At 65.2% G+C, this 24,271-nt stretch carries 19 protein-coding genes; 9 read left to right on the top strand and 10 right to left on the bottom strand.

Going from position 1 to position 24,271, the window contains the following annotated elements; translation table 11 throughout:
• Positions 1–43 precede the first annotated feature (43 nt).
• The 4 genes from ileS (at position 44) to B7G53_RS08475 (ending at position 6,394) form a co-directional block, all read left to right on the top strand.
• Positions 44–2,863, top strand: coding sequence for an isoleucine--tRNA ligase (ileS, locus tag B7G53_RS08490; protein WP_096666469.1), 2,820 nt, complete (start codon positions 44–46; stop codon positions 2,861–2,863).
• Positions 2,863–3,363, top strand: coding sequence for a signal peptidase II (gene lspA, locus B7G53_RS08485; protein WP_441338975.1), 501 nt, complete (start codon positions 2,863–2,865; stop codon positions 3,361–3,363). Before ileS ends, lspA begins: the two co-directional genes overlap by 1 nt.
• A 118-nt stretch (positions 3,364–3,481) precedes the next feature.
• On the top strand, positions 3,482–5,146 hold the full coding sequence (locus B7G53_RS08480; RefSeq protein WP_096666464.1) for a Na/Pi cotransporter family protein: 1,665 nt from the start codon (positions 3,482–3,484) through the stop codon (positions 5,144–5,146).
• An 18-nt stretch (positions 5,147–5,164) separates the two neighbouring features.
• On the top strand, positions 5,165–6,394 hold the full coding sequence (locus B7G53_RS08475; protein ID WP_096666461.1) for a multidrug effflux MFS transporter: 1,230 nt from the start codon (positions 5,165–5,167) through the stop codon (positions 6,392–6,394).
• Positions 6,395–6,635: 241 nt separating this feature from the next.
• On the opposite strand, the gene B7G53_RS08470 is transcribed toward B7G53_RS08475, so the two are convergent.
• Positions 6,636–7,451, bottom strand: coding sequence for an NUDIX hydrolase (locus B7G53_RS08470; RefSeq protein ID WP_096666458.1), 816 nt, complete (start codon positions 7,449–7,451; stop codon positions 6,636–6,638).
• Between the two features lie 6 nt (positions 7,452–7,457).
• The gene (locus B7G53_RS08465; RefSeq protein WP_096666455.1) at positions 7,458–8,453 is read right to left on the bottom strand and encodes a quinone oxidoreductase family protein; all 996 of its coding nucleotides are present in this window, start codon (positions 8,451–8,453) and stop codon (positions 7,458–7,460) included.
• 167 nt (positions 8,454–8,620) lie between these two features.
• Here B7G53_RS08465 and B7G53_RS08460 point away from each other — a divergent pair, with 167 nt between their 5' ends.
• A complete protein-coding gene (locus B7G53_RS08460) occupies positions 8,621–9,520 on the top strand; it encodes a DMT family transporter (RefSeq protein ID WP_096666452.1) in 900 nt (299 codons plus the stop codon).
• Positions 9,521–9,541: 21 nt separating this feature from the next.
• On the opposite strand, the gene B7G53_RS08455 is transcribed toward B7G53_RS08460, so the two are convergent.
• Entirely contained in the window at positions 9,542–10,639 is a 1,098-nt protein-coding gene (locus tag B7G53_RS08455; RefSeq protein ID WP_096666449.1) for an SMP-30/gluconolactonase/LRE family protein, read from the bottom strand.
• 138 nt (positions 10,640–10,777) lie between these two features.
• On the opposite strand from B7G53_RS08455, the gene B7G53_RS08450 reads away from it, so the two are divergent.
• The gene (locus B7G53_RS08450; protein WP_096666446.1) at positions 10,778–11,998 is read left to right on the top strand and encodes an MFS transporter; all 1,221 of its coding nucleotides are present in this window, start codon (positions 10,778–10,780) and stop codon (positions 11,996–11,998) included.
• 277 nt (positions 11,999–12,275) lie between these two features.
• Complete coding sequence (locus B7G53_RS08445) at positions 12,276–13,985, top strand: methyl-accepting chemotaxis protein (protein WP_096666443.1); 1,710 nt, start codon at positions 12,276–12,278, stop codon at positions 13,983–13,985.
• 53 nt (positions 13,986–14,038) lie between these two features.
• Here B7G53_RS08445 and B7G53_RS08440 read toward each other — a convergent pair whose 3' ends face one another.
• Positions 14,039–14,833, bottom strand: a complete 795-nt coding sequence (locus tag B7G53_RS08440) for an SDR family oxidoreductase (protein WP_096666440.1) — start codon at positions 14,831–14,833, stop codon at positions 14,039–14,041.
• Positions 14,834–14,869: 36 nt separating this feature from the next.
• Between B7G53_RS08440 and B7G53_RS08435 the strand changes: the two genes are divergently transcribed.
• Complete coding sequence (locus B7G53_RS08435; RefSeq protein WP_096666437.1) at positions 14,870–15,460, top strand: SH3 domain-containing protein; 591 nt, start codon at positions 14,870–14,872, stop codon at positions 15,458–15,460.
• A gap of 14 nt (positions 15,461–15,474) precedes the next feature.
• A complete protein-coding gene (locus B7G53_RS08430; protein WP_096666434.1) occupies positions 15,475–16,473 on the top strand; it encodes a M48 family metalloprotease in 999 nt (332 codons plus the stop codon).
• A 173-nt stretch (positions 16,474–16,646) separates the two neighbouring features.
• On the opposite strand, the gene B7G53_RS08425 is transcribed toward B7G53_RS08430, so the two are convergent.
• From B7G53_RS08425 to B7G53_RS08400, 6 genes are all read right to left on the bottom strand, one after another.
• Positions 16,647–17,516: a DMT family transporter gene (locus B7G53_RS08425; RefSeq protein ID WP_096666775.1), complete on the bottom strand. Its 870-nt coding sequence runs from the start codon at positions 17,514–17,516 to the stop codon at positions 16,647–16,649.
• 78 nt (positions 17,517–17,594) lie between these two features.
• Complete coding sequence (locus tag B7G53_RS08420; RefSeq protein ID WP_096666431.1) at positions 17,595–19,205, bottom strand: gamma-glutamyltransferase family protein; 1,611 nt, start codon at positions 19,203–19,205, stop codon at positions 17,595–17,597.
• Positions 19,206–19,261: 56 nt separating this feature from the next.
• Positions 19,262–20,257, bottom strand: coding sequence for a Bug family tripartite tricarboxylate transporter substrate binding protein (locus B7G53_RS08415; protein WP_096666773.1), 996 nt, complete (start codon positions 20,255–20,257; stop codon positions 19,262–19,264).
• Between the two features lie 99 nt (positions 20,258–20,356).
• On the bottom strand, positions 20,357–21,868 hold the full coding sequence (locus B7G53_RS08410; protein ID WP_096666428.1) for a tripartite tricarboxylate transporter permease: 1,512 nt from the start codon (positions 21,866–21,868) through the stop codon (positions 20,357–20,359).
• Positions 21,869–21,878: 10 nt separating this feature from the next.
• Positions 21,879–22,367 (bottom strand): tripartite tricarboxylate transporter TctB family protein, encoded by a 489-nt coding sequence (locus tag B7G53_RS08405; protein ID WP_096666425.1) that lies wholly within the window; start codon positions 22,365–22,367, stop codon positions 21,879–21,881.
• A 127-nt stretch (positions 22,368–22,494) separates the two neighbouring features.
• Complete coding sequence (locus B7G53_RS08400; protein WP_096666771.1) at positions 22,495–24,231, bottom strand: GspE/PulE family protein; 1,737 nt, start codon at positions 24,229–24,231, stop codon at positions 22,495–22,497.
• Positions 24,232–24,271 lie beyond the last annotated feature (40 nt).

Raw genomic sequence — 24,271 nt, 5'->3', positions numbered from 1 at the left:
CCGGCGGCTTGGCCTCATCAAGCCGCTTCAACAAAAGCATCCCATGTCCGACAACAAAACCGATTACCGCAGCACCCTGAACCTGCCCGACACGCCATTCCCCATGCGCGGCGACCTGCCCAAACGCGAAGCCGGCTGGGTCAAGGAATGGGACGACAAGGGCATCTACAAAAAGCTGCGCGACGTACGCGCTGGCAAGCCGAAGTTTGTGCTGCACGACGGCCCGCCGTATGCCAACGGCCAGATCCACATCGGCCATGCGGCCAACAAGATTCTCAAGGACATGATCGTCAAGGCGCGCCAGCTCAAGGGGCTGGACGCCGTGTATGTGCCGGGCTGGGACTGCCACGGCCTGCCGATCGAAAACGCCATCGAAAAGCTGCATGGCCGCAATCTTCCACGCGATGAGGTGCAGGCCAAAAGCCGCGCCTTTGCCACCGAGCAGATCGCCGGCCAGATGGCCGACTTCAAACGCCTGGGACTGATCGGCGACTGGGCCCATCCCTACCGCACCATGGACTTCGGCAACGAAGCCGATGAGATCCGCGCGCTCAAACGCATCATGGAACGCGGTTTTGTGTACCGCGGCCTCAAGCCTGTCTACTGGTGTTTTGACTGCGGCTCCTCGCTGGCCGAGTTCGAGATCGAATACGCCGACAAGAAATCGCAGACGCTGGACGTTGGTTTCCAGTGCGCCGAGCCGGAAAAACTGGCCACGGCCTTTGGCCTGAAAAGCCTGGCCAAAGACGCGTTCGCGGTGATCTGGACAACCACCGCGTGGACCATCCCGGCCAACCAGGCGCTGAACCTGAACCCCGAGCTCGAGTACGCGCTGGTCGATACCGAACGCGGCATTTTGTTGCTGGCCTCGGTGCTGGTAGACAAGTGCATGGAGCGTTACCAGCTCACCGGCACCGTGCTGGCCACCACCACCGGCAAACAGCTGGCGCTGATCAATTTCAAACATCCGCTGTACGAGGTGGATGCCGGCTACCGGCGCCTGAGCCCGGTCTTCCTGGCCGACTACGCGACCGCTGACGACGGCACCGGCATCGTGCATTCCTCGCCTGCCTACGGCGTGGAAGACTTCAACTCCTGCGTGGCCAATGGCATTGCCTACGACGACATCCTGAACCCGGTGCAGGGCAACGGCCGTTACGTCGATGAGCTGCCGCTGTTCGGCGGGCTGAACATCTGGAAAGCCGCGCCGCTGGTGATCGAGGCCCTGCGCGACGCCGGCCGCCTGTTTTCGACGCATGACATCGTGCACAGCTACCCGCATTGCTGGCGCCACAAGACGCCGGTGATCTACCGTGCCGCGGCCCAGTGGTTCATCCGCATGGACGAGGGCGAAGGCGTGTTCACCAAGGACAAGGCGCCGCGCACCCTGCGCCAGCTGGCGCTGGACGCGATCGAGGAAACCAGCTTCTACCCGGAAAACGGCAAAACCCGCCTGCGCGACATGATTGCCGGCCGGCCCGACTGGTGCATCAGCCGCCAGCGCAACTGGGGCGTGCCCCTGCCGTTTTTCATCCACACCGCCACCGGCGAGCTGCACCCGCGCACCATGGAAATCATGGACCAGGCCGCCGCCATGGTGGAGGCCGGCGGCATCGAGGCCTGGAGCAAGGCCAGCGCCGAGTCCATCATCGGCGCCGATGCCCCCGACTACCTCAAGAGCACCGACATCCTCGACGTCTGGTTCGACTCGGGCACCACGCATTTCCACGTGCTCAGGCGCAGCCATGCTGACCAGTCCGCCTGGCCGGCCGACCTGTACCTCGAAGGCCACGACCAGCACCGCGGCTGGTTCCACTCGTCGCTGCTCACCTCGTGCGCCATGTACGACCACGCGCCCTACAAGGGCCTGCTGACCCACGGCTTCACGGTGGACGGCAAGGGCCGCAAGATGAGCAAGAGCGAAGGCAATGTGGTGGCACCGCAGGAAGTGTCGGGCAAGCTGGGCGCCGAAATCATCCGCCTGTGGTGCGCCTCGACCGACTACTCGGGCGACCTGGCCATTGACGACAAGATCCTGGCTCGGGTGGTCGATGCCTACCGCCGCATCCGCAACACGCTGCGTTTTCTGCTGGCCAATGTCAGCGACTTCGAACCGGCGACGGACGCCGTGCCGTTTGAACAGATGCTGGAGATCGACCGTTACGCGCTGAGCCGTGCGGCCCAGCTGCAGGCCGACATCCTGGCGCATTACGAGGTGTACGAGTTCCACCCGGTGGTCTCCAAACTGCAGATCTACTGCAGCGAGGACCTGGGCTCCTTCTACCTCGACATCCTGAAAGACCGGCTGTACACCACGGCGCCGAAGTCGCTGGCCAGGCGCAGCGCGCAGACCGCGCTGCACCAGATCACCCATGCGATGCTGCGCTGGATGGCGCCTTTCCTGAGCTTCACGGCAGAAGAAGCCTGGACGGTGTTCGGCAGTTCGGAGTCCATCTTCATGGAAACCTATGCCGACCTGGCCGCGCCCGATGCGGCCCTGCTGGCCAAATGGACACGCATCCGCGAACTGCGTGATGCGGTCAACAAGGACATCGAGGCCCTGCGCGCGGACGGCAAGGTCGGCTCATCGCTGCAGGCCAAAGTGACCCTGGAAGTCACCGCCGACGACCACGCATTGCTGGCCAGCCTGGGCGATGATTTGAAGTTTGTCTTCATCACCTCCGCTATTGATTTAATAGCTGGAGGCGCACAATCCATCAAAACCGAAGCCAGTTCCGCCGTCAAATGCGAACGTTGCTGGCATTACCGGGACGACGTCGGCCACGATGCTGCGCACCCGACGATTTGCGGGCGCTGCACCAGCAATCTCTACGGCGCGGGTGAAGACAGGAAATTTGCATGATGGCCACGACCACCCTCCGCACCACCTCCACCAGCTTGCTGCCCTGGCTGGGCCTGGCACTGATCCTGCTGATTGCCGACCAGTTCACCAAGGTGCTGATCCTGGGCTACTACCAGCTCGGGGACGCGACCTATGTCACCAGCTTTTTCAACGTGGTGCGGGTGCACAACACCGGCGCTGCGTTTTCCTTCCTGGCTTCCGCGTCGGGCTGGCAACGCTGGTTCTTCACGGCCATCGGCATCGGGGCGGCGCTGTTCATCCTGTGGATGCTCAAGTCGCACCCGGGGCAAAAGCTGTTTTCCTTTGCACTGGCCTGCATTCTGGGCGGCGCGGTCGGCAATGTGATTGACCGCACGCTGCATGGCTATGTGGTCGACTTCCTGGACTTCCACTACGCCGGCTGGCACTTCCCGGCCTTCAACGTGGCCGACAGCGCCATCACCGTCGGGGCCATCTGCCTGGTGCTGGACGAACTGCTGCGCGTGCGGAAGGCGAAATAAGCGCTTCCTGAGCCTGCGCATCACCTGCCTGCAACGGGCAGCGTGGTGAAAAATGCACGGCCCCCGCCGCAAAGCGCCGGTCCTTCGCGCCCCGGCGTTATAGTGGTCCTCCACTCTTATGAAGCATTTGTTGAATTTGCTGGCCGCCATAGCGCTGCTGGTCTGGGGCACCCACCTGGTTCGGACCGGCATCCTGCGCGTGTTCGGGGCCAACTTGCGCCACGTGCTGTCGCGCAGCGCAGGCAACCGCTTCACCGCCGCCCTGTCGGGTCTGGGCGTGACGGCATTGGTGCAGTCCAGCACTGCCACCTCGCTGATCGTTTCCTCCTTTGTCGGCCAGGGGCTGATCGCGCTGCCGCTGGCGCTGGCCGTGATGCTGGGCGCCGACATCGGCACCAGCCTGATGGCCGTGGTGTTCTCGTTTGACCTGTCCTGGCTTTCGCCCCTGCTCATCTTCACCGGCGTGGTGCTGTTCATCTCACGCCAGACCACCAATGTCGGACGTTTCGGCCGCATCCTGATCGGCCTGGGGCTGATGCTGCTGGCGCTGCGCCTGGTGACGGACTCGACCGCGGTGCTGACCTCGAACGCCGCCGTCAAAGCCCTGCTGGGCACGCTCAGCAGCGACCTGCTGCTGGAGATCACGGTCGGTGCGATGCTGGCCGTGGTGTCCTACTCCAGCCTGGCCATCGTGCTGCTGACGGCCACCCTGGCGGCCTCGGGCGTCATTCCGCTGGACGTGGCGCTGGGGTTGGTGCTGGGGGCCAACCTCGGCAGCGGGCTGCTGGCGGTGCTGACCACGGCCCGCTCGACCATCGAAGTGCGGCAGGTGCCGCTGGGCAATTTCCTTTTCAAGCTGCTTGGTGTCGCCGCAGCCGTGCCCTTGGTCGGCCTGTGGCTGCGCCATGTGCGGCCCTTTCTTGGCGAGACGGCCACCACGGTGGTGCTGTTTCACCTGATGTTCAACGTGCTGGTCGGCCTGGTGTTCATCACATCGACGCAGGTGGTGGCACGCTGGGTTGAAAAACTCCTGCCGCGTCCGGTCAAGGGCGGTGCCGCCGGCGGCCGGCCGCACCACCTGGACCCGACGGCGCTGGCCACACCGTCCCTCGCCATCTCCTGCGCCGCCCGCGAAGCGCTGCACCAAGCCGACGTGGTCGAAAGCATGCTGGCCGGTGTGCTGGATGTGATCCGCCACAACGACCTGCGGCTGGCCGAGGACTTGCGCAAGATGGACGACACAGTGGACGAGCTGTATTCGGCCATCAAGTATTACCTGACCAAGATCTCGCGCGAGGCCCTGGGCGAGGAGGAAAGCCGGCGCTGGACCGACATCATCAGCTTCACCATCAACATGGAGCAGATCGGTGACATCGTCGAGCGTGTACTGATCGACATCGAGGACAAGAAGATCAAGCCAGGACGCAACTTCTCGGAAGCCGGCATGGCCGAGATCTGCGAGCTGCACCAGCGACTGCTCGACAACCTGCGCCTGGGCATGAGCGTTTTCCTGAACGGCAATGTGCGCGATGCAAAAAAACTGCTGGAGGAAAAGGCGCGTTTCCGCGACCTGGAGCGCGCCTACGCCACCACCCACCTGGGCCGGCTGTCAGACAACACGCCACAGAGCATGGAGACCAGCTCGCTGCATATCGACTTGATCAGTGACTTGAAACGCATCAACTCGCACATCTGCTCGATCGCCTACCCCATCCTTGACTCCGCCGGCGCCCTGGCACCGAACCGCCTGCGTCAGGGTGTGCTGACCGATGAGCTGCTCTGAGCGGCCAGCCCGCGCGGCATGAACCCCGACGCCGGCCAGCTCTGGCGCGCGCCGCGCTGGGCCCTGGCGGTGCTGCTGGCCCTGCTGGGCATGCTCGGGCCGTTTTCCATCGACACCTACATCCCGGCGTTTTCAGGCATTGCGCGCTCGCTGGGCGCCACGCCGGTCGAGATGCAGCAGACGCTGTCGGCCTATCTGTTCGGCTTTGCCTTCATGAACCTGTTTCACGGGGCGCTGGCCGACAGCTTCGGCCGCCGACCGGTGGTGCTGTGGGGCATCGCGATGTTCACCGTCGCGTCCGCCGGCTGCGCGCTGTCGCAAAGCATCAGCCAGCTGGTGTTTTTCCGGGCGCTGCAGGGCCTGTCCACCGGTGCCGGCATCGTGGTTTCGCGTGCCGTGATCCGCGACATGTTCCCGCCGGCGCAGGCGCAGAAGGTGATGAGCCAGGTGACGATTTATTTCGGCGTGGCGCCGGCGATTGCGCCCATCATCGGCGGCTGGTTGTTTGTGCACCTGAACTGGCATGCGATTTTCTGGTTCCTCACCGGCATTGGCGTGCTGCTCTGGACCGCCAACTACAAGCTGCTGCCCGAGACCCTGCACATCACGCAGCGCCAACCCTTCAATGTGAAACACCTGATGCGCGGCTACTGGCAGCTGGGTTCGAGCGCGCGTTTTTTCCTGCTGGCGCTGGCCAGCGGCGTGCCCTTCAACGGCATGTTTTTGTACGTGCTGGCGGCGCCCGAGTTTCTGGGCTCCCACCTGGACCTGGCGCCGACCGAATTTTTCTGGTTTTTTGTGCTGACGATCGCCGGCATCATGGCCGGCGCCTGGCTCAGCGGCCGGCTGGCCGGCAAGATTGCGCCCAAGCAGCAGATCCGCCACGGCTTTGTCATCATGCTGGTGATTGCGGTGCTCAACCTGGCGGCCAACCTGCTGTTCAAGGCCCATGTCTCCTGGGCGTTGTTTCCGATTGCGGTGTTTGCCTTTGGCTGGGCGCTGATGGTGCCGGTGGTGACGCTGCTGGTGCTGGACCTCTACCCCGAACGGCGCGGCATGGCCTCGTCGCTGCAGGCCTTCATCGGCTCGACCGCCAACGGCATCGTCGCCGGCGTGATCGCGCCGCTGATCATGCACTCCACCGTGGCGCTGGCGGCCGTGTCGCTGCTGATGATGGGCATCGGCCTGCTGGCCTGGCTGTACCTGCACCACCGCTGGCCGGAGATCGGCCGGGCGGTGAATGAATAAGGGCCCCCACGCTCCGCCGCTGCGCGGGTCGCTGCCCCCCGAGGGGGCGCTGCGCCTGCGGGCCGGCAAAGCCGGACCCGCGGCCCCTGCTGGTAAGGGAAAACGCCCCACTTTCGCTGAGACCCGTTCGTCCTGAGCCTGTCGAAGGATGCCCCCGAGGGGGCCGCTGCGCCTGCGGGCCGGCAAAGCCGGACCCGCGGCCCCGGCTTGAAAGGGAGAAGTCCCCTAGCTGCTGAAGTGCTTAGGCCAGCAGCGCGGCCTGGATCAATGCCGCTTCGAGTGTGAACTCCCCGTCGCGCATCCTCTGCAGCAAGGCATGGCCGTCCATCAGCGCAAAACACGCGACCTCGCCGTCCTGGTTCACCGGCGTGACACCGTCCGGCACGGTGCAGTGGTACCAGTCGATGTCTTCGACGACGTAGCCCGCGCCGCCCCCGTCCCTGGCAGGCCGGCAGGTGCGCAGCCGCCCGCCGTGGCGCACGGCCTGCAGGTCGGCCAGATGCAGGCCGGCCTCCTCCCAGGTCTCGCGCACCAGCGCCGTCGCCAGCGTGTCTTCGGCGGACACCATGCCACCCATCAGGGTGTCCCACAGACCAGGGTCGTTGGGCTTGTCGAAAGCCCGTTGCTGCACCCAGAAACGGCCGTTCACGGTTTGTCCCACCAGATGCACGGCCTGGGTGGCGATGCCCAGCGGCCGGACCGCCGCGCGCTCCACCGTACCGAGGCGAACCCCATGCTGATCGTGCACCGCGAGTTGCTCATCGCGCCAGGCGCCGGCGAGGTCGACCGCGTGCAGGGCGGCAGCCACGCGGTTCAGGCCGGCCGTCACATCGCCCAGCAGGTGCCAGCCCGGCCGCCCATCGCGCTCTTCTTTTAAGAGCTGCTTGCGCCCGTCCGGCAAGGGCTGCAGGTCGATTTGATCTAGAAAATCAGGCTCAACCGATCCGATCAGCGATGCACCGGACCACAGCGGCACGCGCGGGCGCAAGGGCGGCTGAGCGGCGGCGGCGCGCTGGGCACGCAGCCAGCCCAGGTCGAAAGCCCGCGGGTTCCCCACCTTCGGTCACAGGGTCAGGATGGTGCAGCCGGTGGTCTTGCGCGCTTCCAGGGAAATATGCGCCTGTTGCACCTGGGCCAGCGGGAAGCGCTGGTCGATCTGGATGTTCACCTTGCCGCTGCTGACCATGGCAAACAGCTGGTCGGCCATGTCCTGCGTGCTTTCGCGCGTGGCAATGTGGGTGAACAGCGTGGGGCGCGACACGTAGAGCGAGCCCTTGGCGGCCAGCAGGCCGATGTCCAGCGGCTCGACCTTGCCCGAGGCGTTGCCGAAATTGGCCAGCAGGCCGAACGGACGCAGGCAGTCGAGCGACTTGAGGAAAGTGTCCTTGCCGACCGAGTCGTAAACCACCTTCACGCCCTGCCCGCCGGTGATCTCCTTGACGCGGGCGACAAAATCCTCTTTCGCGTAATTGATGACAAAGGCCGCGCCCTGCGCTTTGGCCAGCGCGCACTTGTCGTCCGAACCGGCCGTGCCTATGAGTTGCAGGCCCATGGCCCTGGCCCACTGGCAGGCGATCAGGCCGACGCCGCCGGCCGCGGCGTGAAACAGCACAAAATCGCCGGCCTGCAAGCCGCCCTGCGGCTGGGTGCGGTTCAGCAGGTACTGCACCGTCAGGCCCTTGAGCATCATGGCCGCGCCGGTCTCGAACGAAATGTCGTCGGGCAGCTTGCAGACACACTTGGCGGGCATCACGCGCAGCTCGCAATAACTGCCGGGGGGCTGGCTCGCATAGGCCGCGCGGTCGCCGGCCTTCAGGTGCGTGACGCCCTCGCCGACGGCCTCGACCACGCCCGAGGCTTCCATGCCCAGCTGCAGCGGCATGGGCAGCTTGTACAGGCCGGCGCGCTGGTAGACGTCGATGTAGTTCAGGCCCACCGCCTTGTGACGGATGCGGATCTCGCCAGGGCCGGGTTCGCCGACAGTCACCTCCACCAGCTTGAGTTCTTCAGGACCGCCGTTCTTGTCAATCTGGACGGCGAGTGAGGTGGTCTGGGCCATGGTGGTTTTCCTTGAATACGGTGAAAGGGATGCGAAAAGAAGAATGCGGCCTGCATCCTGCCACGAATCACCGGGATGCGCTCGCCGCGGACGCCGCCGGCCCGGGCACCGGGCGGGTGTTCAGGCTTTCCTCAGCAATCCCGCGGCGCGCTGGGTACAGTCGCCGCATGACACCCGGCCTGACCCCTCGCACCGCCCTGCTGCTGATCATCCCGCCGCTGCTCTGGGCCGGCAATGCCGTGGTCGGACGGCTGGTCAACCAGCTCGTGCCGCCGATCACGCTGAACTTCCTGCGCTGGGCGCTGGCGTTTGTGATCCTGCTGCCGCTGGCCGGCTGGGTGCTGCGCCGCCGCAGCGGCCTGTGGGCCCATTGGCGGCGTTTTGCACTGCTCGGCCTGCTGGGCGTGGGCGCCTACAACGCGCTGCAGTACCTGGCGCTGCAGACATCGACCCCGCTCAACGTGACGCTGGTCGCGGCCAGCACGCCGGTGTGGATGCTGGGCATAGGCTGGCTGTGTTTTTCCCAGAAGGTGTCGCGACGACAGATCATGGGAGCGCTGCTGTCGATCGCCGGCGTGCTGGTGGTCCTGTCGCGCGGCCAGTGGTCGCTGCTGGCCCAGGTCCGGCTGGTGCCCGGCGACCTGTATGTGCTGCTGGCCACCGTGGCCTGGGCGTTTTACAGCTGGCTGCTGGCCAGACCCGCGGAGCCGCCGGAGATCCGCAACGACTGGGCGGCGTTCCTGATGGCGCAAATGATTTTCGGGCTGGGCTGGTCCGGCCTGTTCGCAGCCAGCGAGTGGGCCCTGACCGATGCCCACATCCGCTGGGGCTGGCCGCTGGCGGCCGCCCTGCTGTATGTCGCCCTCGGGCCGGCCATCCTGGCCTACCGCTGCTGGGGCGTGGGGGTGCAGCGCGCCGGCCCCGCGGTGGCGGGATTTTTCGCCAACCTCACACCACTGTTTGCGGCCCTGATGTCGGCCGCCTTCCTGGGCGAGCTGCCGCACCTGTACCACGGGCTGGCGTTCGCGCTGATCGTGGGCGGGATTGTGGTGTCGGCGCGGCGATAAGGCCGGCAGCCGGCGCGCTGGCTACTTCGCCAGCCAGCCCAGGCTTTTGGCGTGCAGGCTCTGGATGTAAAGCCTGTCGGGTGTTTCCGTGACGCCGGTGGTTTCCGGGTAGGCCCCGCTGGGGTCCTGGAGGTCGGCGACGATTTTTCCGTCTTCCGTGAAGGCCAGGACATGCCCGTACGAAGGCGGAATGGGCCACATGGCGCGCGGGAGCCGCAGGGTGAGCTTGCGCAAAAAGGGCTGGTCCGCGAGTTTGTCGACCGTCGGGTTTCTGGGCTTGGCCAGGCCCAGCCAGATCCTGCCGTCCAGGCCGCGCATGAGGTTGTCCGGGTAACCGGGCAGGTTGTCCAGCAACACACTGGCCTGCGGACCCGGCTGCGCGACATCCAGGTCGCTGGCATCGACGGATACTGTCCACACCCGGTACTTGCCAGTCTCCGCAACGAACAACGTCTTGCCATCCTGACTCAGGGCAACACCATTGGCAAAACCCAGGCCCCGGGCAACCACACGCGTGACCCGGGTCGCCGGGTCGAATTCCAGAATGCGCCCGGTCGATGACTGCTCGAGAATGTCCAGCACACTGGCTTCGAAGGTTCCGCCCCAGCGGGCCGGCGCAAAACGTGTGGAGGCATCGCTGAGATAAATTTTCCCGTTGCCGGCCACGATGACCGCATCCGCATAACGAATCGGGTCGCTCCCGACTCTGTCGGTCAGCAGCGTGATCTTTTTGTCCGGGCTGATGGACAGCAGACCCTTGACCGCATCGGCCGCAATCAGGTGGCCTGCGGCGTCAAAGTCAAAACCCAGCACCCGGCCCCCGGTGTTGGCAAACACCTCCCGCGCGCTGCCGTCCGGGGCCATGCGCAGGATGGTGCCGCTGGCCACGGCCACATACAGCTTGCCGTCCCTGGCCATCACCACATGCTCGGGGCCTTCTTCGGCACCCAGCGAAATCATCTGCAGACCCGCCAGCTTGTTGTTGACCGCGTGCGGTCCGGTGTAGCCCGGGGCCGTGCTGGCGGTCCAGCGGACAGGCTCTATCGGTACCGGCCACCAGCTCAGGTAAGCGCCGGCCACCGCCACTATCAGGACCAGGATCAAGGCTGCCTTTTTCATAGGCTGGACTATAGCCTTGAGCCCAGCCGTCGACCGACAGCGCCCTGCTTCGCTGGCAGGTCCCGCTGGCAGGTCCGCAAATGGCCAGTGGCGGCCGGAAGACCGGGCATGATGCGTGTTTCCGGAGAACAGGCACCTATGACACCCCCGCTTCCCCGCGCCCTGCTGGCCCTCACCGGGTCCAACCTCGCGGCACAGTCGGCCGAGCAACTGAGTCTGGCGGCGGTGCCCATCGTCGCCGTCCTGGTCCTGGGCGCCGGGCCCGGCGACATCGGCTTGCTGGCGACCGCCCAGACCCTGCCCTTCCTGCTGCTGTCGATTCCCCTGGGCCTGCTGGCCGACCGCACATCGCGGCGCCGCCTGATGGTGTGGGCCGAGAGCCTGCGCGCCCTGGCCCTGTTCGGCCTGCTCGCAGCCGTGCTGTCCGGCCAGCTCTCCATCGGCTTGCTGGCGGTGCTGGGCTTTCTGGGTGCCGTCGGCACCGTGGGTTTCAGCGTTGCGGCGCCTGCCCTGGTGCCCGCGCTGGTGCCGCGTGAGGCACTGGCGCGGGCCAACGGCCGGTTGGAACTCGCCCGCAGTGCCGCGTTTGCTGCCGGGCCCGCGCTGGGCGGGGCACTGGTCACCTGGGCCGGCGCACCTGCTGCGTTTGCGCTGGCCGCCGTGTTGTCAGTCGCTGCGGTGGTTCTGCTGCTGCGGCTGGTGGAACCGTCGCGCGCGCCCATGGCCAGGCGTCACCCGCTGCTCGACATTCGGGACGGCGCGCACTGGGTCTGGCACCATGCGCTGCTGCGGCCCATCTTCCTGACGGCGGTAGCCTGGAACATTTCCTGGTTCGTGTTGCAGGCCGCGTACGTGCCCTACGCCATCCGGCTGCTCGGCCTGGGCGCCGCCGCTGTGGGCATGACGCTCGCCGCGTATGGCGCCGGCATGGTGGTGGGCGCGCTGCTGGCCCCGCTTGTGGTTGCGAAGCTGCCCTTCGGCCGGGCGATTCAACTCGGGCCGGCCGTCTCGGTGCTGGCAGCACTGACCATGGTCGCCACACTTGCCCTTCCGTCCGGCGTGCTGGCGGGCGTGGCGTTTTTTCTCTTCGGCGCCGGCCCGATTGTCTGGACCATCACGTCCACGACCTTGCGGCAAACCGTCACCCCCGGCGCCATGCTGGGACGTGTCTCGGCGATTTTTCTGGCGGCCAATACCGGGGCCCGGCCCATCGGCGCCGCACTGGGCGGTTTCGTGGGCGCGACCTGGGGCGAACCCGCCTGCCTGGTGCTGGCCCTCGCAGGGTTCGCCGTGCAGGCGTGGATTATTTTTGGCTCGCAAGTCAGGGTGCTGCAGCGCCTGCCAATGCCGCAGGCTTGAGGCCCGGGCTTCTGCGCAGCACATCCTGTTCCGGTCGCTGCCTGGCGCAGGTCGAGCCGATCGCGGCAACGGTTCCGCACAAGTTTTAGGCGGGCGCGCCTCAAGCTTTCTCGTGGTTCTGCCGATAAGCAGGTAACGAGGAAAGCGGTGCATGGCGCTTCGCTCCGCCGTGGGTCCTGGCCAGCAAGCGCGTTTTTCAAATGCAACGCCGGGTCGCCCCAGGCTGGAGGAAGACACGCCGCGTTTTTTCTCCCCCTCACCTTCTGGAGTCCCGATCATGTTTCTAGGCAATATCTCTATTGGCAAGCGTCTGGCCCTTGTGGTCGGCGTCATCCTTGCGCTGTTTCTGACAAGCAGCGTGCTTGCCGTCCTGAAGCTGCGGCAACTGGGCACTGAAATCAACGCCATGGTCGAGAAAAACGTCAAGACCGAGCGGGCTGGTGCCGACTGGCTGCGCCACACCACCTCGGGCGTGCAGCGGGCCGCGGCCATTGCCAAAAGCAGCGATGCCAGCCTGATTGCCTACTTTGCGCCGGCCACGGCCTCGTCCATCACGCAAACCAACGAACTCCAGAAATTCATCGAAACGCAGATGGACACGCCGGAAAAACGCCAGCTGTTCAGCAAAGTGGGCGAGTTGCGCAAGAACTACCTCGCGGCCCGCGAGGAAGTCAGCAAAGCCAAGCTGGCCGGCGACGTGGAAGGCGCCAACCGCATTTTCAACGAACGCTTCGAACCCACCTCGCGCAGCTATCTTGCGGGCGTGCAGCAAATGGTGGACACCGAACGGGCGCAACTGGACGCTGCGGCGCAACGCAGTGAAGACTTGCGTGCCAGGACCAGCCTGCTGCTGATCGTCTGCACCGTGTTGTCACTGGGCCTCGGCATCCTGCTGGCCTGGTTGCTGGTACGCAGCATCACGCAGCCCCTGCAGCGCGCGGTGCAGGTCGCCCAGGCTGTCGCCGCTGGCAACCTGACCAGCCGGATCGAAGTGACAAGCAAGGACGAAACCGGCCAGCTGATGCAGGCCCTGAAAGACATGAACGACAGCCTGGCCAAGGTGGTCGGCGAAGTCCGCAGCGGCACCGACACGATAGCAACCGCCTCCAGCCAAATTGCCGCCGGCAACCACGACCTGTCGTCCCGGACCGAAGAGCAGGCCAGCTCCCTGGAAGAGACCGCCGCGTCGATGGAAGAGCTGACCAGCACCGTCAAACAAAACGCCGACAACGCCCGCCAGGCCAACCAGCTGGCAGTCACCGCCTCCAGCGTGGCCGTCAAGGGCGGCAGCGTGGTTGCCGAAGTGGTCGGCACCATGGGCGCCATCAATGCTTCGTCCAGAAAGATCGTCGACATCATCGGCGTGATCGACGGCATTGCCTTCCAGACCAACATCCTGGCCCTGAACGCCGCGGTCGAAGCGGCCCGGGCCGGGGAACAGGGCCGAGGCTTTGCGGTGGTGGCCGCCGAAGTCAGAAACCTGGCCCAGCGCAGTGCGGCAGCGGCCAAAGAGATCAAGACCCTGATCGGCGACTCCGTCGACAAGGTCGAAGAAGGCAGCAAACAGGTGGCCGAAGCCGGCAAGACCATGGACGAGATCGTCGACAGCGTCAAACGCGTGACCGACATCATGGCCGAGATCACGGCGGCCAGCCAGGAGCAGACCCAAGGCATAGAGCAGATCAACCAGGCGATCACGCAGATGGACCAGGTGACGCAGCAAAACGCCGCGCTGGTGGAAGAAGCCGCTGCGGCAGCGTCCTCGCTGCAGGAGCAGGCCAGCGGGCTCAGTCAGGTGGTCAGTGTGTTCAGGCTGGGCAGCGACCAAGTGCAGCACCAGGATCACCCGGCGTCCGCCCGTCCGGCGAGTTCCAAGGCCAGGCCCATGCAGCCGCCCAAAGCCAGGCAGGCCATTGCGGCGCCGCGCAGGCCCGCTGCACCGGCCGGCGAGCTGGCTGCGGCTGGCGGCAGCTGGGAAACGTTCTGAGTTTGGGGGGCAACCGCCGTTGACGGCGGTTGCCAGGGTAAATCAGAAGTGAATCAGAAACTGCCCGGATAGGCCCCGCCATCGGCCAGGACGTTCTGGCCCGTCATGTAAGCGGCATGCGTGCTGCACAGGAAGGCACAGATCGCACCGAACTCGTCAGGCGTGCCAAAGCGACCAGCGGGAATTTGTGCCTGTTGCGCGCGGCGGATCTCTTCGACACTCTTGCCGGACTTTTCAGCGGCGGCACGCACGGTGGTGGCGATGCGGTCGGTGTCGAACTTGCCTGGCAGCAGGTTGTTGATCGTGACACCCTGGGCCGCCAGCTTGGTGCGCGCCACGCCAGCGACAAAACCCGTCAGCCCGCTGCGCGCACCGTTGCTCAAGCCCAGAATATCAATCGGCGCCTTCACCGAGCTGGAGGTGATGTTGATGATGCGGCCAAAACCGCGCGCCGCCATGCCGTCCACCGTGGCCTTGATCAGCTCGATCGGAGTCAGCATGTTGGCGTCCAGCGCCTTGATCCAGGCGTCGCGGTCCCAGTCGCGGAAGTCGCCCGGTGGCGGACCGCCGGCGTTGGTCACCATGATGTCGAAATCCTTGCGCACCGCGAAGACCGCCGCGCGGCCTGCCACGGTCGTGATGTCCGCCGCCACAAACTGCACGCTGGCGCTTGCCGGCCGGGCGCTGTCAGCTATTAATTTTGCAGCAGTCGCTTCCAGCACCTCGGCGCCGCGCGCGACGATCAGCACGTTCACGCCTTCACGCACCAGTGCCTGGGCACAGCCCAGGCCAAGGCCCTTGCTTGCGCCGCACACCAAAGCCCATTTGCCTGCAATACCTAAATCCATAATAATTTCCGCTTCTTCGTTGAAAGTTGATGGGCCATGATACTGAGTAAATCCAAGCGCGTTCACTGGCTGGGCTCTTGTGCCCTCCTGCTGGGCAGCGCACTGGCCCATGCACAACCCGAATCGGTGCTGGTCAAGCGCACCACCGAGTTGCGCGAGGCGCCGGGTGAAACATCGCGCAGCGTGGCCCCGCTGGCGGCGCGCACGCCGGTCACGCGCGCGGGCGCGCGCCAGGGCGCGTGGATCCAGGTGCGTACCGCCGAAGGCGCCAGCGGCTGGGTCCACATTTTCGACGTGGCCCCGGCCAGCAGCGCCGCGGCGCCCAGCGCCGGCGCCAATGCGCTGCGCGGCCTGACCAGCTTTTTCAACAAGGGCAGCGCCCAGGGCGGGGCCACCACCGCCACGTCCACTGTGGGCATACGCGGGCTGGGCGCGGAAGACCTGGCGCGCGCGCAACCCAACATGGCGGCGGTGGCGCAAGCCGACACGCTGCGCATGGATACCGACCAGGCCCGCCAGTTCGCCAGCGCGGCGGCACTGCGCAGCCGGCCCGTGGACGCCCTGCCCGAGCCGGCGCCGCTGCAAAACGCCGGCCCCACGGGTAACAACAACAATAACAACAACTAGAACGGGAGCCGCCCATGAACCTGCCACATCGCCTCCCGCAGCCGGCCTGGTTGATGCCGCTGGCGCTGGCCGCCGGCCTGGCCTGCATGCCGGCGCACGGTCAGGACGCCGGCAAGGCCCTGAACCTGCTGGGCTCCTTTCTGCGCCAGGCCGCGCCCGCCGAAGCGCCGGCCGGCGCTGGCCAGGCTTCCCGCGCTGGCGACCTGATCGGCCTGCTGTCGCAGTCGCTCGAACAGATCGACGAGCCCAAGGAAATTGAAATCGGCCGCCAGCTGGCCGCCGTGCTGCTGGGCAGCAAGCCGCTGCATCCTGACATGGCGCTGCAGCGTTACGTCAACCAGCTCGGGCGCTGGATCAGCCTGCAGTCCCCCCGGCCGCACCTGCCCTGGACCTTCGCGGTGCTGGACGATGCCGGCTTCAACGCCTTCGCCGCGCCCGGCGGTTATGTGTTCGTGACCAAGGGACTGGTCGAACGGGTTGCCGACGAGGCCGAGCTGGCCGGCATCCTGGCGCATGAAATCACCCACGTGACCGCCAAACACCACCTGCAGGCGATTGCCAAAACCGCGCGGGCCGGCCTGCTCACGCAGGTCATCGGCACGCAGATCAAGGGCGAACTGGCGGGCGCGGTGTCGGCCCAGTTGCTCAATCTGGGGCGCGACCTGTATTCACGCGGGCTGGACCAGACCGATGAATTCGATGCCGACCGCAGCGGTGTGGCGCTGGCCGCACGCGCCGGTTTTGACCCCTATGGCCTGGTGGCCGTGTTGCAGCAGCTGCGTACCGCCACGCCCGACAACCCGCTGTTTGCCTTGTCGCTGAGCACGCATCCGCCGGCGCAGCAGCGGCTGGACCTGCTGGAGCAGGCCATGGGCAACCGGTTGGACGGCCTGAGCGGGCAGCAGGCCGTCACCGTGGCCCAACGCATGGAAGGCCTGGCGGCACGCCGCAGCACAAGCGTCAGCGCCGCACCGCCGGCAGCCGCTCCCAAACGTGCGCCGGTCAAGAAATAGCCCGCGTTCCGTTCCTGCTGTCAATACAAGCAGGGGCCGCGCCCCCCGAGGGGCTGTAGCCTGCGGCTCCAAAGCTGCTTGAGCAGCTTTGGACAGGCGACAGAAGCGAAGCCTCTGGCGAGCGGCGGCCTGCAAGGCCTCGCGCAGCACACGAAGTGGCAAGCGTGGGGGCCCTACTTTCCGCGGCTGAACACAAAAATACCCGCAATGACGAGTACCGTACCCGCCGCCACCCAGGCGGTGAACGGCTCCCCGAGAATCAGCACGCCCATCAGGATGGTGGACATCGGGCCGACCATGCCGGTCTGCGCGGCCAGGCTGGCGCCTATGCGCTCGATGGCCATCATCACCATCAGCACCGGGGCCGCCGTGCACAACGTGGCATTGAGCACCGAGAGCCAGATCACCTCGGGCGCAACATTCGCCGCGCTGAGCGGCCTGAGCAGCAGGAACTGCAGGATGCAGCACAGGCAGGCGACCGTGGTGGCCAGCCCCACCAGGCGCAGGGCGCCCAGGCGCTTGACCATCTCGCCGCTGTAGACCAGGTAGAGCGCATAACTGACGGCGCTGAGAAACACCAGCAGCGCGCCCCAGGCGGCCTCCGGTCCCAGCAGGGTGATCTCGTGGCCGAAGACCAGCACCACGCCGCTGTAGCTGATCGCCATGCCCATGATTTGCGGCGTGCTGATGCGCCTGCGGTACAACGCCAGCCCCAGCAGCAGGACCAAGGTGGGATTGAGGTAAAGGATCAGCCGCTCCAGCGAGGCGCTGATGTAGGCAAGCCCGGCGAAGTCCAGGAAACTCGCCAGGTAATACCCGGTGAAACCGAGCCAGAGCACGCCCAGCCAGTCCTTGCGGGTCAGGGCCGCCTTGCCGCGGCTGGCCCACCAGGCCATCACGGCAAATATCGGCAGCGCAAACAGCATGCGGTACATGATGAGCGTGACCGCATCGACGCCATGGCGGTAGGCGAGCTTGACGATGATCGCCTTGCCGCTGAAGGCGATTGCACCGAAGGTCGCCAGCAGCAAGCCGGTTGCTATGCTTTTAGGAGCTGCCTGCGCCCTATTCTCCTGGGCTGGAAGTGTTTTTGGCTCTAAACTTCTGGACAAGAGGCAATTTTAGAAACCGACGGCCTGGCCGTCGCGCCGGCTGTCGCTGGCCGCCACATAACCCTCGACCTTCGGATCGCCGGCGCGGCAGATGAACTGGCCCGCACCGAAGTCCTGGTAGGAGTCGTTGATGACTTCCATGCGGTGGCCGCGGTCCGCCAGGCCTTGCACGGTTTGCGGGTTCATCGACGCTTCGACATTGATTTCAAAACCGGCGTTGTAGCGCCAGCGCGGCGCATCACAGGCGGCCTGCGGGCTCTGTTGGTAGTCGAGCATGCGCACCAGCGTCTGCATGTGGCCCTGGGGCTGCATGTTGGCGCCCATCACACCGTAACTCATCACCGGTTGCCCGTCTTTCGTGAGGAAGGCCGGGATGATGGTGTGGAAGGGACGCTTGCCCGGCGCCACCTGGTTGACGCCGGCCTGCAGGCTGAAGGCGTGGCCGCGGTTTTGCAGGCTGATGCCGAACTCGGGCTCGACACAACCCGAGCCAAACCCCATGTAGTTGCTCTGGATGAAGCTGACCATCATGCCGTCTTCGTCGGCCGCGGTGAGGTAAATGGTGCCGCCCTTGACCGGGTTGCCGGCGCCGAAGTCCTGCGCTTTTTTCATGTCGATGAGTTTGGCACGGGAGGCGAGGTAGCTGTCGTCGAGCATTTGATCGACACTCACCTCCATCGACGATGGCTCCGCCACGTATTTGTAGACGTCGGCAAAAGCCAGTTTCATCGCCTCGATCTGCAGGTGCTGCGAATCCACCCCGTCGACCGCCAGCCCGGCCACATCGAACTTGTCCAGGATGCCCAGCGCAATCAAGGCCGAGATGCCCTGGCCGTTCGGCGGGATCTCGTGCAGCGTGTGGCCGCGGTAGTCCTTGCCGATGGGCTTGACCCACTCCGGCTGGTAGGACGCAAAGTCTTTGGCCGTCAGGCTGCCGCCGTTTTGGGCAGAGAATTTTTCAATTGCCTGCGCGATCTCGCCGCCGTAATACGCCGCACCCTTGCTCTGGGCGATCGCCCGCAACGCCCTGGCGGCGGCCTTGAACTGGAACAGCTCGCCGACATTCGGCGCGCGGCCCCAGGGCAGAAAGGACTGGGCAAAACCGGGCATCGACTTCAGTTCGTTGGTAGCGGCCGCCCACTTCTGCCGAACCACCGGCGGCAGCAGGTAGCCCCGCTCGGCAATTTCGATGGCGGGCTCCATCAGGTCGGCAAACGGCAGCCGGCCAAAACGCTCGCTCATGGCCACCCAGCCGGCCACGGCACCGGGCACGGTCACCGAATCAAGACCGCGCTTGGGCGGGGTGGCAGCGCCGTCGCCGTATTTGCGCTTGAAGTAGTCCGGCGTCCAGGCCTGCGGTGCGCGGCCCGAGGCATTAAGGCCATGCAGTTCCTTGCCGTCCCACAAGATGCAGAAGGCGTCACTGCCCAGACCGTTGCTGACCGGCTCGACGATGGTCATGGCAGCGGCGGCGGCGATGGCGGCATCCACCGCATTGCCGCCCTTGAGCAGCATGCGCAGCCCGGCCTGCGCGCCCAGCGGGTGCGAGGTGGACACCACATTGCGGGCAAACAGGGGAATGCGGGTGGAGGTATAGGGATTGCTGTAATCGAAGTTCATGAATGGCTCTGGAAATGGGAGGGCTGGCGCCAAGCCCTGGCGCCGGTGAAACGCTGTCAGTCGGTGGTGATCTTGCGTTCGGAAATGATTTTTTTCCACTTGGCGTTGTCGGTCTTGACCATCGCCGCAAAGGCCTGCGGCGTGCCGCCGGTGGGCTCGGCGCCCAGCCGGGCAAACCGCTCTTTGACGTCGGGGTCGGCCAATGCCGCATTAACCGCCTGGTTCACCCGGGCCGTCAGTTCGGCGCTCAGGCCTTTGGGGCCGTACACGCCGAACCAGGTCACCGACTCGAAGCCCGGCAGCACCTCGGACACCGTCGGCAGATCAGGCGCGAGCGCGGTGCGCTTGAGGCTGGTCACCGCCAGGGCGCGCAGCTTGCCATCCTTGACATGCGGCATGCCGGTGACAAAGGAGTCGAACAGCACATCGAGCTTGCCGCTGATCAGGTCCGGCATGGCCAGCGCCGTGCCCCGGTAGGGAATGTGAAGAATGAAGGTGCCGGACTGCGCCTTGAAGTACTCGGTGGTCAGGTGCACGATGGTGCCGTTGCCGCTGGACGCGTAGTTCAGCCGCCCGGGATTTTTCCGCGCATGGGCGATGAACTCCTGCATGGTCCTGGCTGGCGAGGAGTTGGGCACCAGCACGACGTTGGGCGAACTGGCGACGTAGCCGATAGGCGTGAAATCCGTCTCGGCGTTGTAGGGGATTTTCGGGTTGATGGCCGGGCCTATGCTGTGGGTGCTGGAGGTCGCCAGCAGCAGCGTGTAGCCATCCGGCGCGGCCTTGGATGCGGCATCGGCGCCTATGGTCCCGCCGGCGCCCGGCCGGTTGTCGACCACCACGGTCTGCCCGATTTTTTCACCGAGCTTTTGCGACAACGCGCGCGCCAGGATGTCGGTCGCACCGCCCGCCGGGAAAGGCACGATCATGCGGATCGGCCGCACCGGGTAGGCCGCCCCGGGGGCCGCCGCAGAAGTCTGTGCCGCGGCGGGCAAGGCGGCCGCAACCGCAACACCGGTCACCGCCAAAAAAATGATATGTCTACGTTTCATTTCGCCATTGTGCAACGGTTTTCCTGCCGACAGGGTTCAGACAGTTTTACTCAAAAAAAACGGCACCCGAGGGTGCCGTTGGGACACTTCACCGAGGCATCATTCCTCGACAAAAGCCTCTTCACGCTTGTTCTTGACCGACGGCAACAGCACGATCACCAGCAGCAGCGCCCCGGCGGCCAGCAGCCCGGCCGACAGCGGACGCGTCACAAACACGCTCCAGTCGCCGCGCGAGAGCAGCAGCGCCCGGCGCAGGTTTTCTTCCATCATGGGGCCCAGGATGAAGCCCAGCAGCAGGGGGGCAGGCTCCGTCCCCAGCTTGATGAAGAGATAACCGATCACGCCAAAAATACCCACCATCCAGATATCCCAAGTGTTGTTGTTGGTCGAGTAAACACCAATCGCACAGAACAGCACAATCGCGGGGAACAGGAAGCGGTAAGGCACGGTCAGCAGCTTGATCCAGATGCCGATCAGTGGCAGGTTCAGGATGATCAGCATCGCGTTGCCGATCCACATCGAGGCAATCAGGCCCCAGAACAGCTCGGGGTTGCTGGTCATGACCTGCGGGCCGGGCTGGATGTTGTGGATCGTCATGGCGCCCACCATCAGCGCCATCACGGCGTTCGGCGGAATGCCCAGAGTGAGCAGCGGAATGAAGGAAGTCTGTGCCCCGGCATTGTTGGCGGACTCAGGACCAGCCACGCCGCGGATGTTGCCCTGACCGAAGGGAACTTCGCCCGGCTTCATCTTCATTTTCTTTTCCAGCGTGTAGGCGGCAAACGCGGCGAGCAAGGCGCCACCACCAGGCAGGATGCCCAGCGATGAACCCAGAATGGTCCCGCGCAGCACGGCCGGCGTCATATCCTTGAAGTCCTGCTTGGTCGGAAACAGGCCCGACACCTTGGCGGTAAAAACTTCACGTTCATGTTCCGGCTGTGCCAGGTTGCTGATGATCTCACCGTAGCCGAACACACCCATGGCAATCACGATAAAACCGATGCCATCGGTCAGTTCGGGAATGTCAAAGCTGAAACGTGCGACACCGGAGTTCACGTCGGTACCCACCAGGCCCAGCAGCAGGCCCAGCACAATCATGCCCACCGCCTTGAGCAGCGAGCCGGAAGCCAGCACCACAGCGCCGATCAGGCCCAGCACCATCAGGGCGAAGTATTCGGCCGGACCGAATTTGAAGGCCAGCTCGGTCAGCGGCGGCGCGAAGGCAGCCAGAATCAGGGTGCCGACGCAGCCGGCAAAAAACGAGCCCAACCCGGCCGCGGCCAGTGCCGGCCCCGCTCGACCCTTCCTGGCCATCTGGTAACCGTCGATACAGGTCACCACGGACGACGACTCACCGGGCAGGTTCACCAGGATGGCGGTGGTTGAACCACCGTACTGGGCACCGTAATAAATGCCGGCCAGCATGATCAGCGCGGAAACCGGGGGCAGCGCGTAGGTGGCCGGCAACAGCATCGCGATGGTGGCGACCGGGCCGATGCCGGGCAACACGCCAATCAAGGTGCCAAGGAGGCAGCCGGCGAAAGCGTAGAGCAGGTTGATCGGCGTGAATGCCACGCCAAAACCCAGGGACAAATTTGCAATCAGATCCATTTTCTTTTCCTTAGCCGGTGATGAAGGACGGCCACACGGGGAACTGCAATTTCAGCGCAAGAACAAAGGCCAGGTAGCTGCCGACGGCCAGGATGGTCGCCAGAATGAAGGTGGTCTTGAGTTTCCAGCCGGGTTCCGCCATGCTGGCAACAAAGGTCAGGACATAGATCGCCACGATCATGCCGAAGGCGGGGAATTTGATGGCCGGCAGACCCGCCAACAAGATGCCGAACACCACGTTGGCAGCAATGATGTAACACAGCGGCTTCCAGGCCCATTTGCCGATCTTGTCTCCGCCCACCGTCTCGACCACGAGGGCCTTGAAGGTAATCACCACCCCGATCAGCGCCAACAGGACGCCCAGCATCAGCGGGAAATAGCCCGGTCCCATGCGTGCCCCGGTGCCGACGTTGTAAGTCGTTGCACCCCACGCAAACGCCACACCGACACCCATGAACATGAGACCGGCAAAAAAGTCTTTTTGACTCTTGATATTCACGGTTTGTCTCCTCTAACTAAAGAATGAATCGCTGGATTGTGCATGTAATTGCCCCTGAAGGGGATGTGGCTTTCACTTACGCAAAAAAGCGGCAGAAAAAATCCGCCTGTCCCGGGCGGGACAGGTTTCAGGCCATGGGCGGTGTCGTGGAAAGGATTTCCTCGATGGTGGTCAGGCCTTCAGCCACCTTGAGCGCGCCCGCCAGCCGCAGCGGCCGCATGCCGTCGGCCAAAGCCTGGCGCCGCAGCGCGTCGATGCTGGGCTCTTTGGTGACCTTGTCCTTGAAGGCCTCGGTCACCGTCAGCAATTCATACAGCCCCATGCGGCCCAGGAAACCGGTCATGCGGCAATCAACGCAGCCGGCCGGCTTGTAAGGCTGGTAGGCACCGTTGATCTGCCAGGGCTTGACGATTTCGGTGAGCGTTTCGCGCGAACTGCCTTCGTCTTTTTCGCGGCACTGCGGGCACAGCGTGCGCACCAGCCGCTGCGCCAGCACACCCAGCAAGGTGGCGTTGATCAAATAGGAGGGGACGCCGAGTTCCATCAGGCGCGACACCGCCGAAGGCGCGTCGTTGGTGTGCAGCGTGCTGAAGACCAGGTGCCCGGTCAGTGCCGCCTGCACCGCCATTTCGGCGGTCTGCAGGTCGCGGATCTCGCCGACCATGATGATGTCCGGGTCCTGCCGCATCAGCGCGCGCAGGCCTTCCGGGAAATCAAAATCGAGGTGCGCCTGCACCTGGGTCTGGTTGAAGGCCGGCTCGATCATCTCGATCGGGTCTTCGATGGTGCTGACGTTGACCTCTTCGGTGGCGATGCGTTTGAGCGTCGAATACAGCGTGGTGGTTTTGCCCGAGCCGGTCGGCCCGGTCACCAGCACGATGCCATAGGGCCGCTTGACGAGTTGCTCCCAGCGCGTCGCGTCGTGCTGGGAAAAGCCCAAGGCGTCGAGGTCCTTGACGGTGGTGTCGGGGTCAAAAATCCGCATCACCATTTTTTCGCCGAAGGCCGTCGGCAAGGTGGACAGGCGCATCTCGATTTCGTCGCCGCGCGGGTTGCGGGTCTTGATGCGGCCGTCCTGCGGCCGGCGCTTCTCGACCACGTCCATGCGGCCCAGCAGCTTGATGCGTGCCGTCATCGCGTTGTGCACACCCATGGGCAGCTGGTAAACCGGGTGCAACACGCCGTCGATGCGAAAGCGGATCACGCCCTGGTCGCGCCGCGGCTCCAGGTGGATGTCGCTGGCGCGCTGGTCAAAGGCGTATTGCCAGAGCCAGTCCACCACCTGCACCACGCCCTGGTCGTTGGCATCGAGCTGCTTGTTGGTTTTGCCCAGCTCCACCAGTTGCTCGAAGCTCGCGGCGCCGGCGTTGCCGCCGGCCTTCATGGCCGCCTTCACCGACTTGGCCAGCGCAAAAAACTCGGCGGTGTAGCGGGCAATTTCCAGCGGGTTGGCCACCACCAGGCGCACGCTGCGCTTGGCCTGGCGCTCAACCTCGGAGACCCAGTCGGTGACGAAGGGCTCGGCGGTCGCCACCACCACCTCGGACGGCGTGACCTGCACCGGCAGCACCTTGTGGCGTTCGGCATACACGGCCGACATGGTGTCGGCCACCTTGCCCACGTCCACCTTTAGCGGGTCGATGCGCAGGTAGCCCAGCCCGGCCCGGCCGGCCAGCCACTGGGCAATGGTTTCAATGTCCAGCGGCTTGCCGTCGGACACGCGGTTCATGCTGACGCTGGCCAGCCGGATCAGCGGGTGCTGCGCGCTCTGGACCTGCGAGCAGCGCGCAATCGTGCGCTGCGCCTCGGCCGCCGAGATCAGCCCGTCGTCACTGAGCCACTCCACCAGCCGGCGCCAGTCCAGGGGCCCGGCCGGGGCGGCGGACCGGGGGGTGGATTCAGGG

It is taken from the genome of Polaromonas sp. AET17H-212 (assembly GCF_002379085.1).
Lineage (GTDB): Bacteria > Pseudomonadota > Gammaproteobacteria > Burkholderiales > Burkholderiaceae_C > Polaromonas.
The sequence above is the reverse complement of the archived record's forward strand: the minus strand, read 5'-3'. Positions and strand labels throughout refer to the sequence as shown.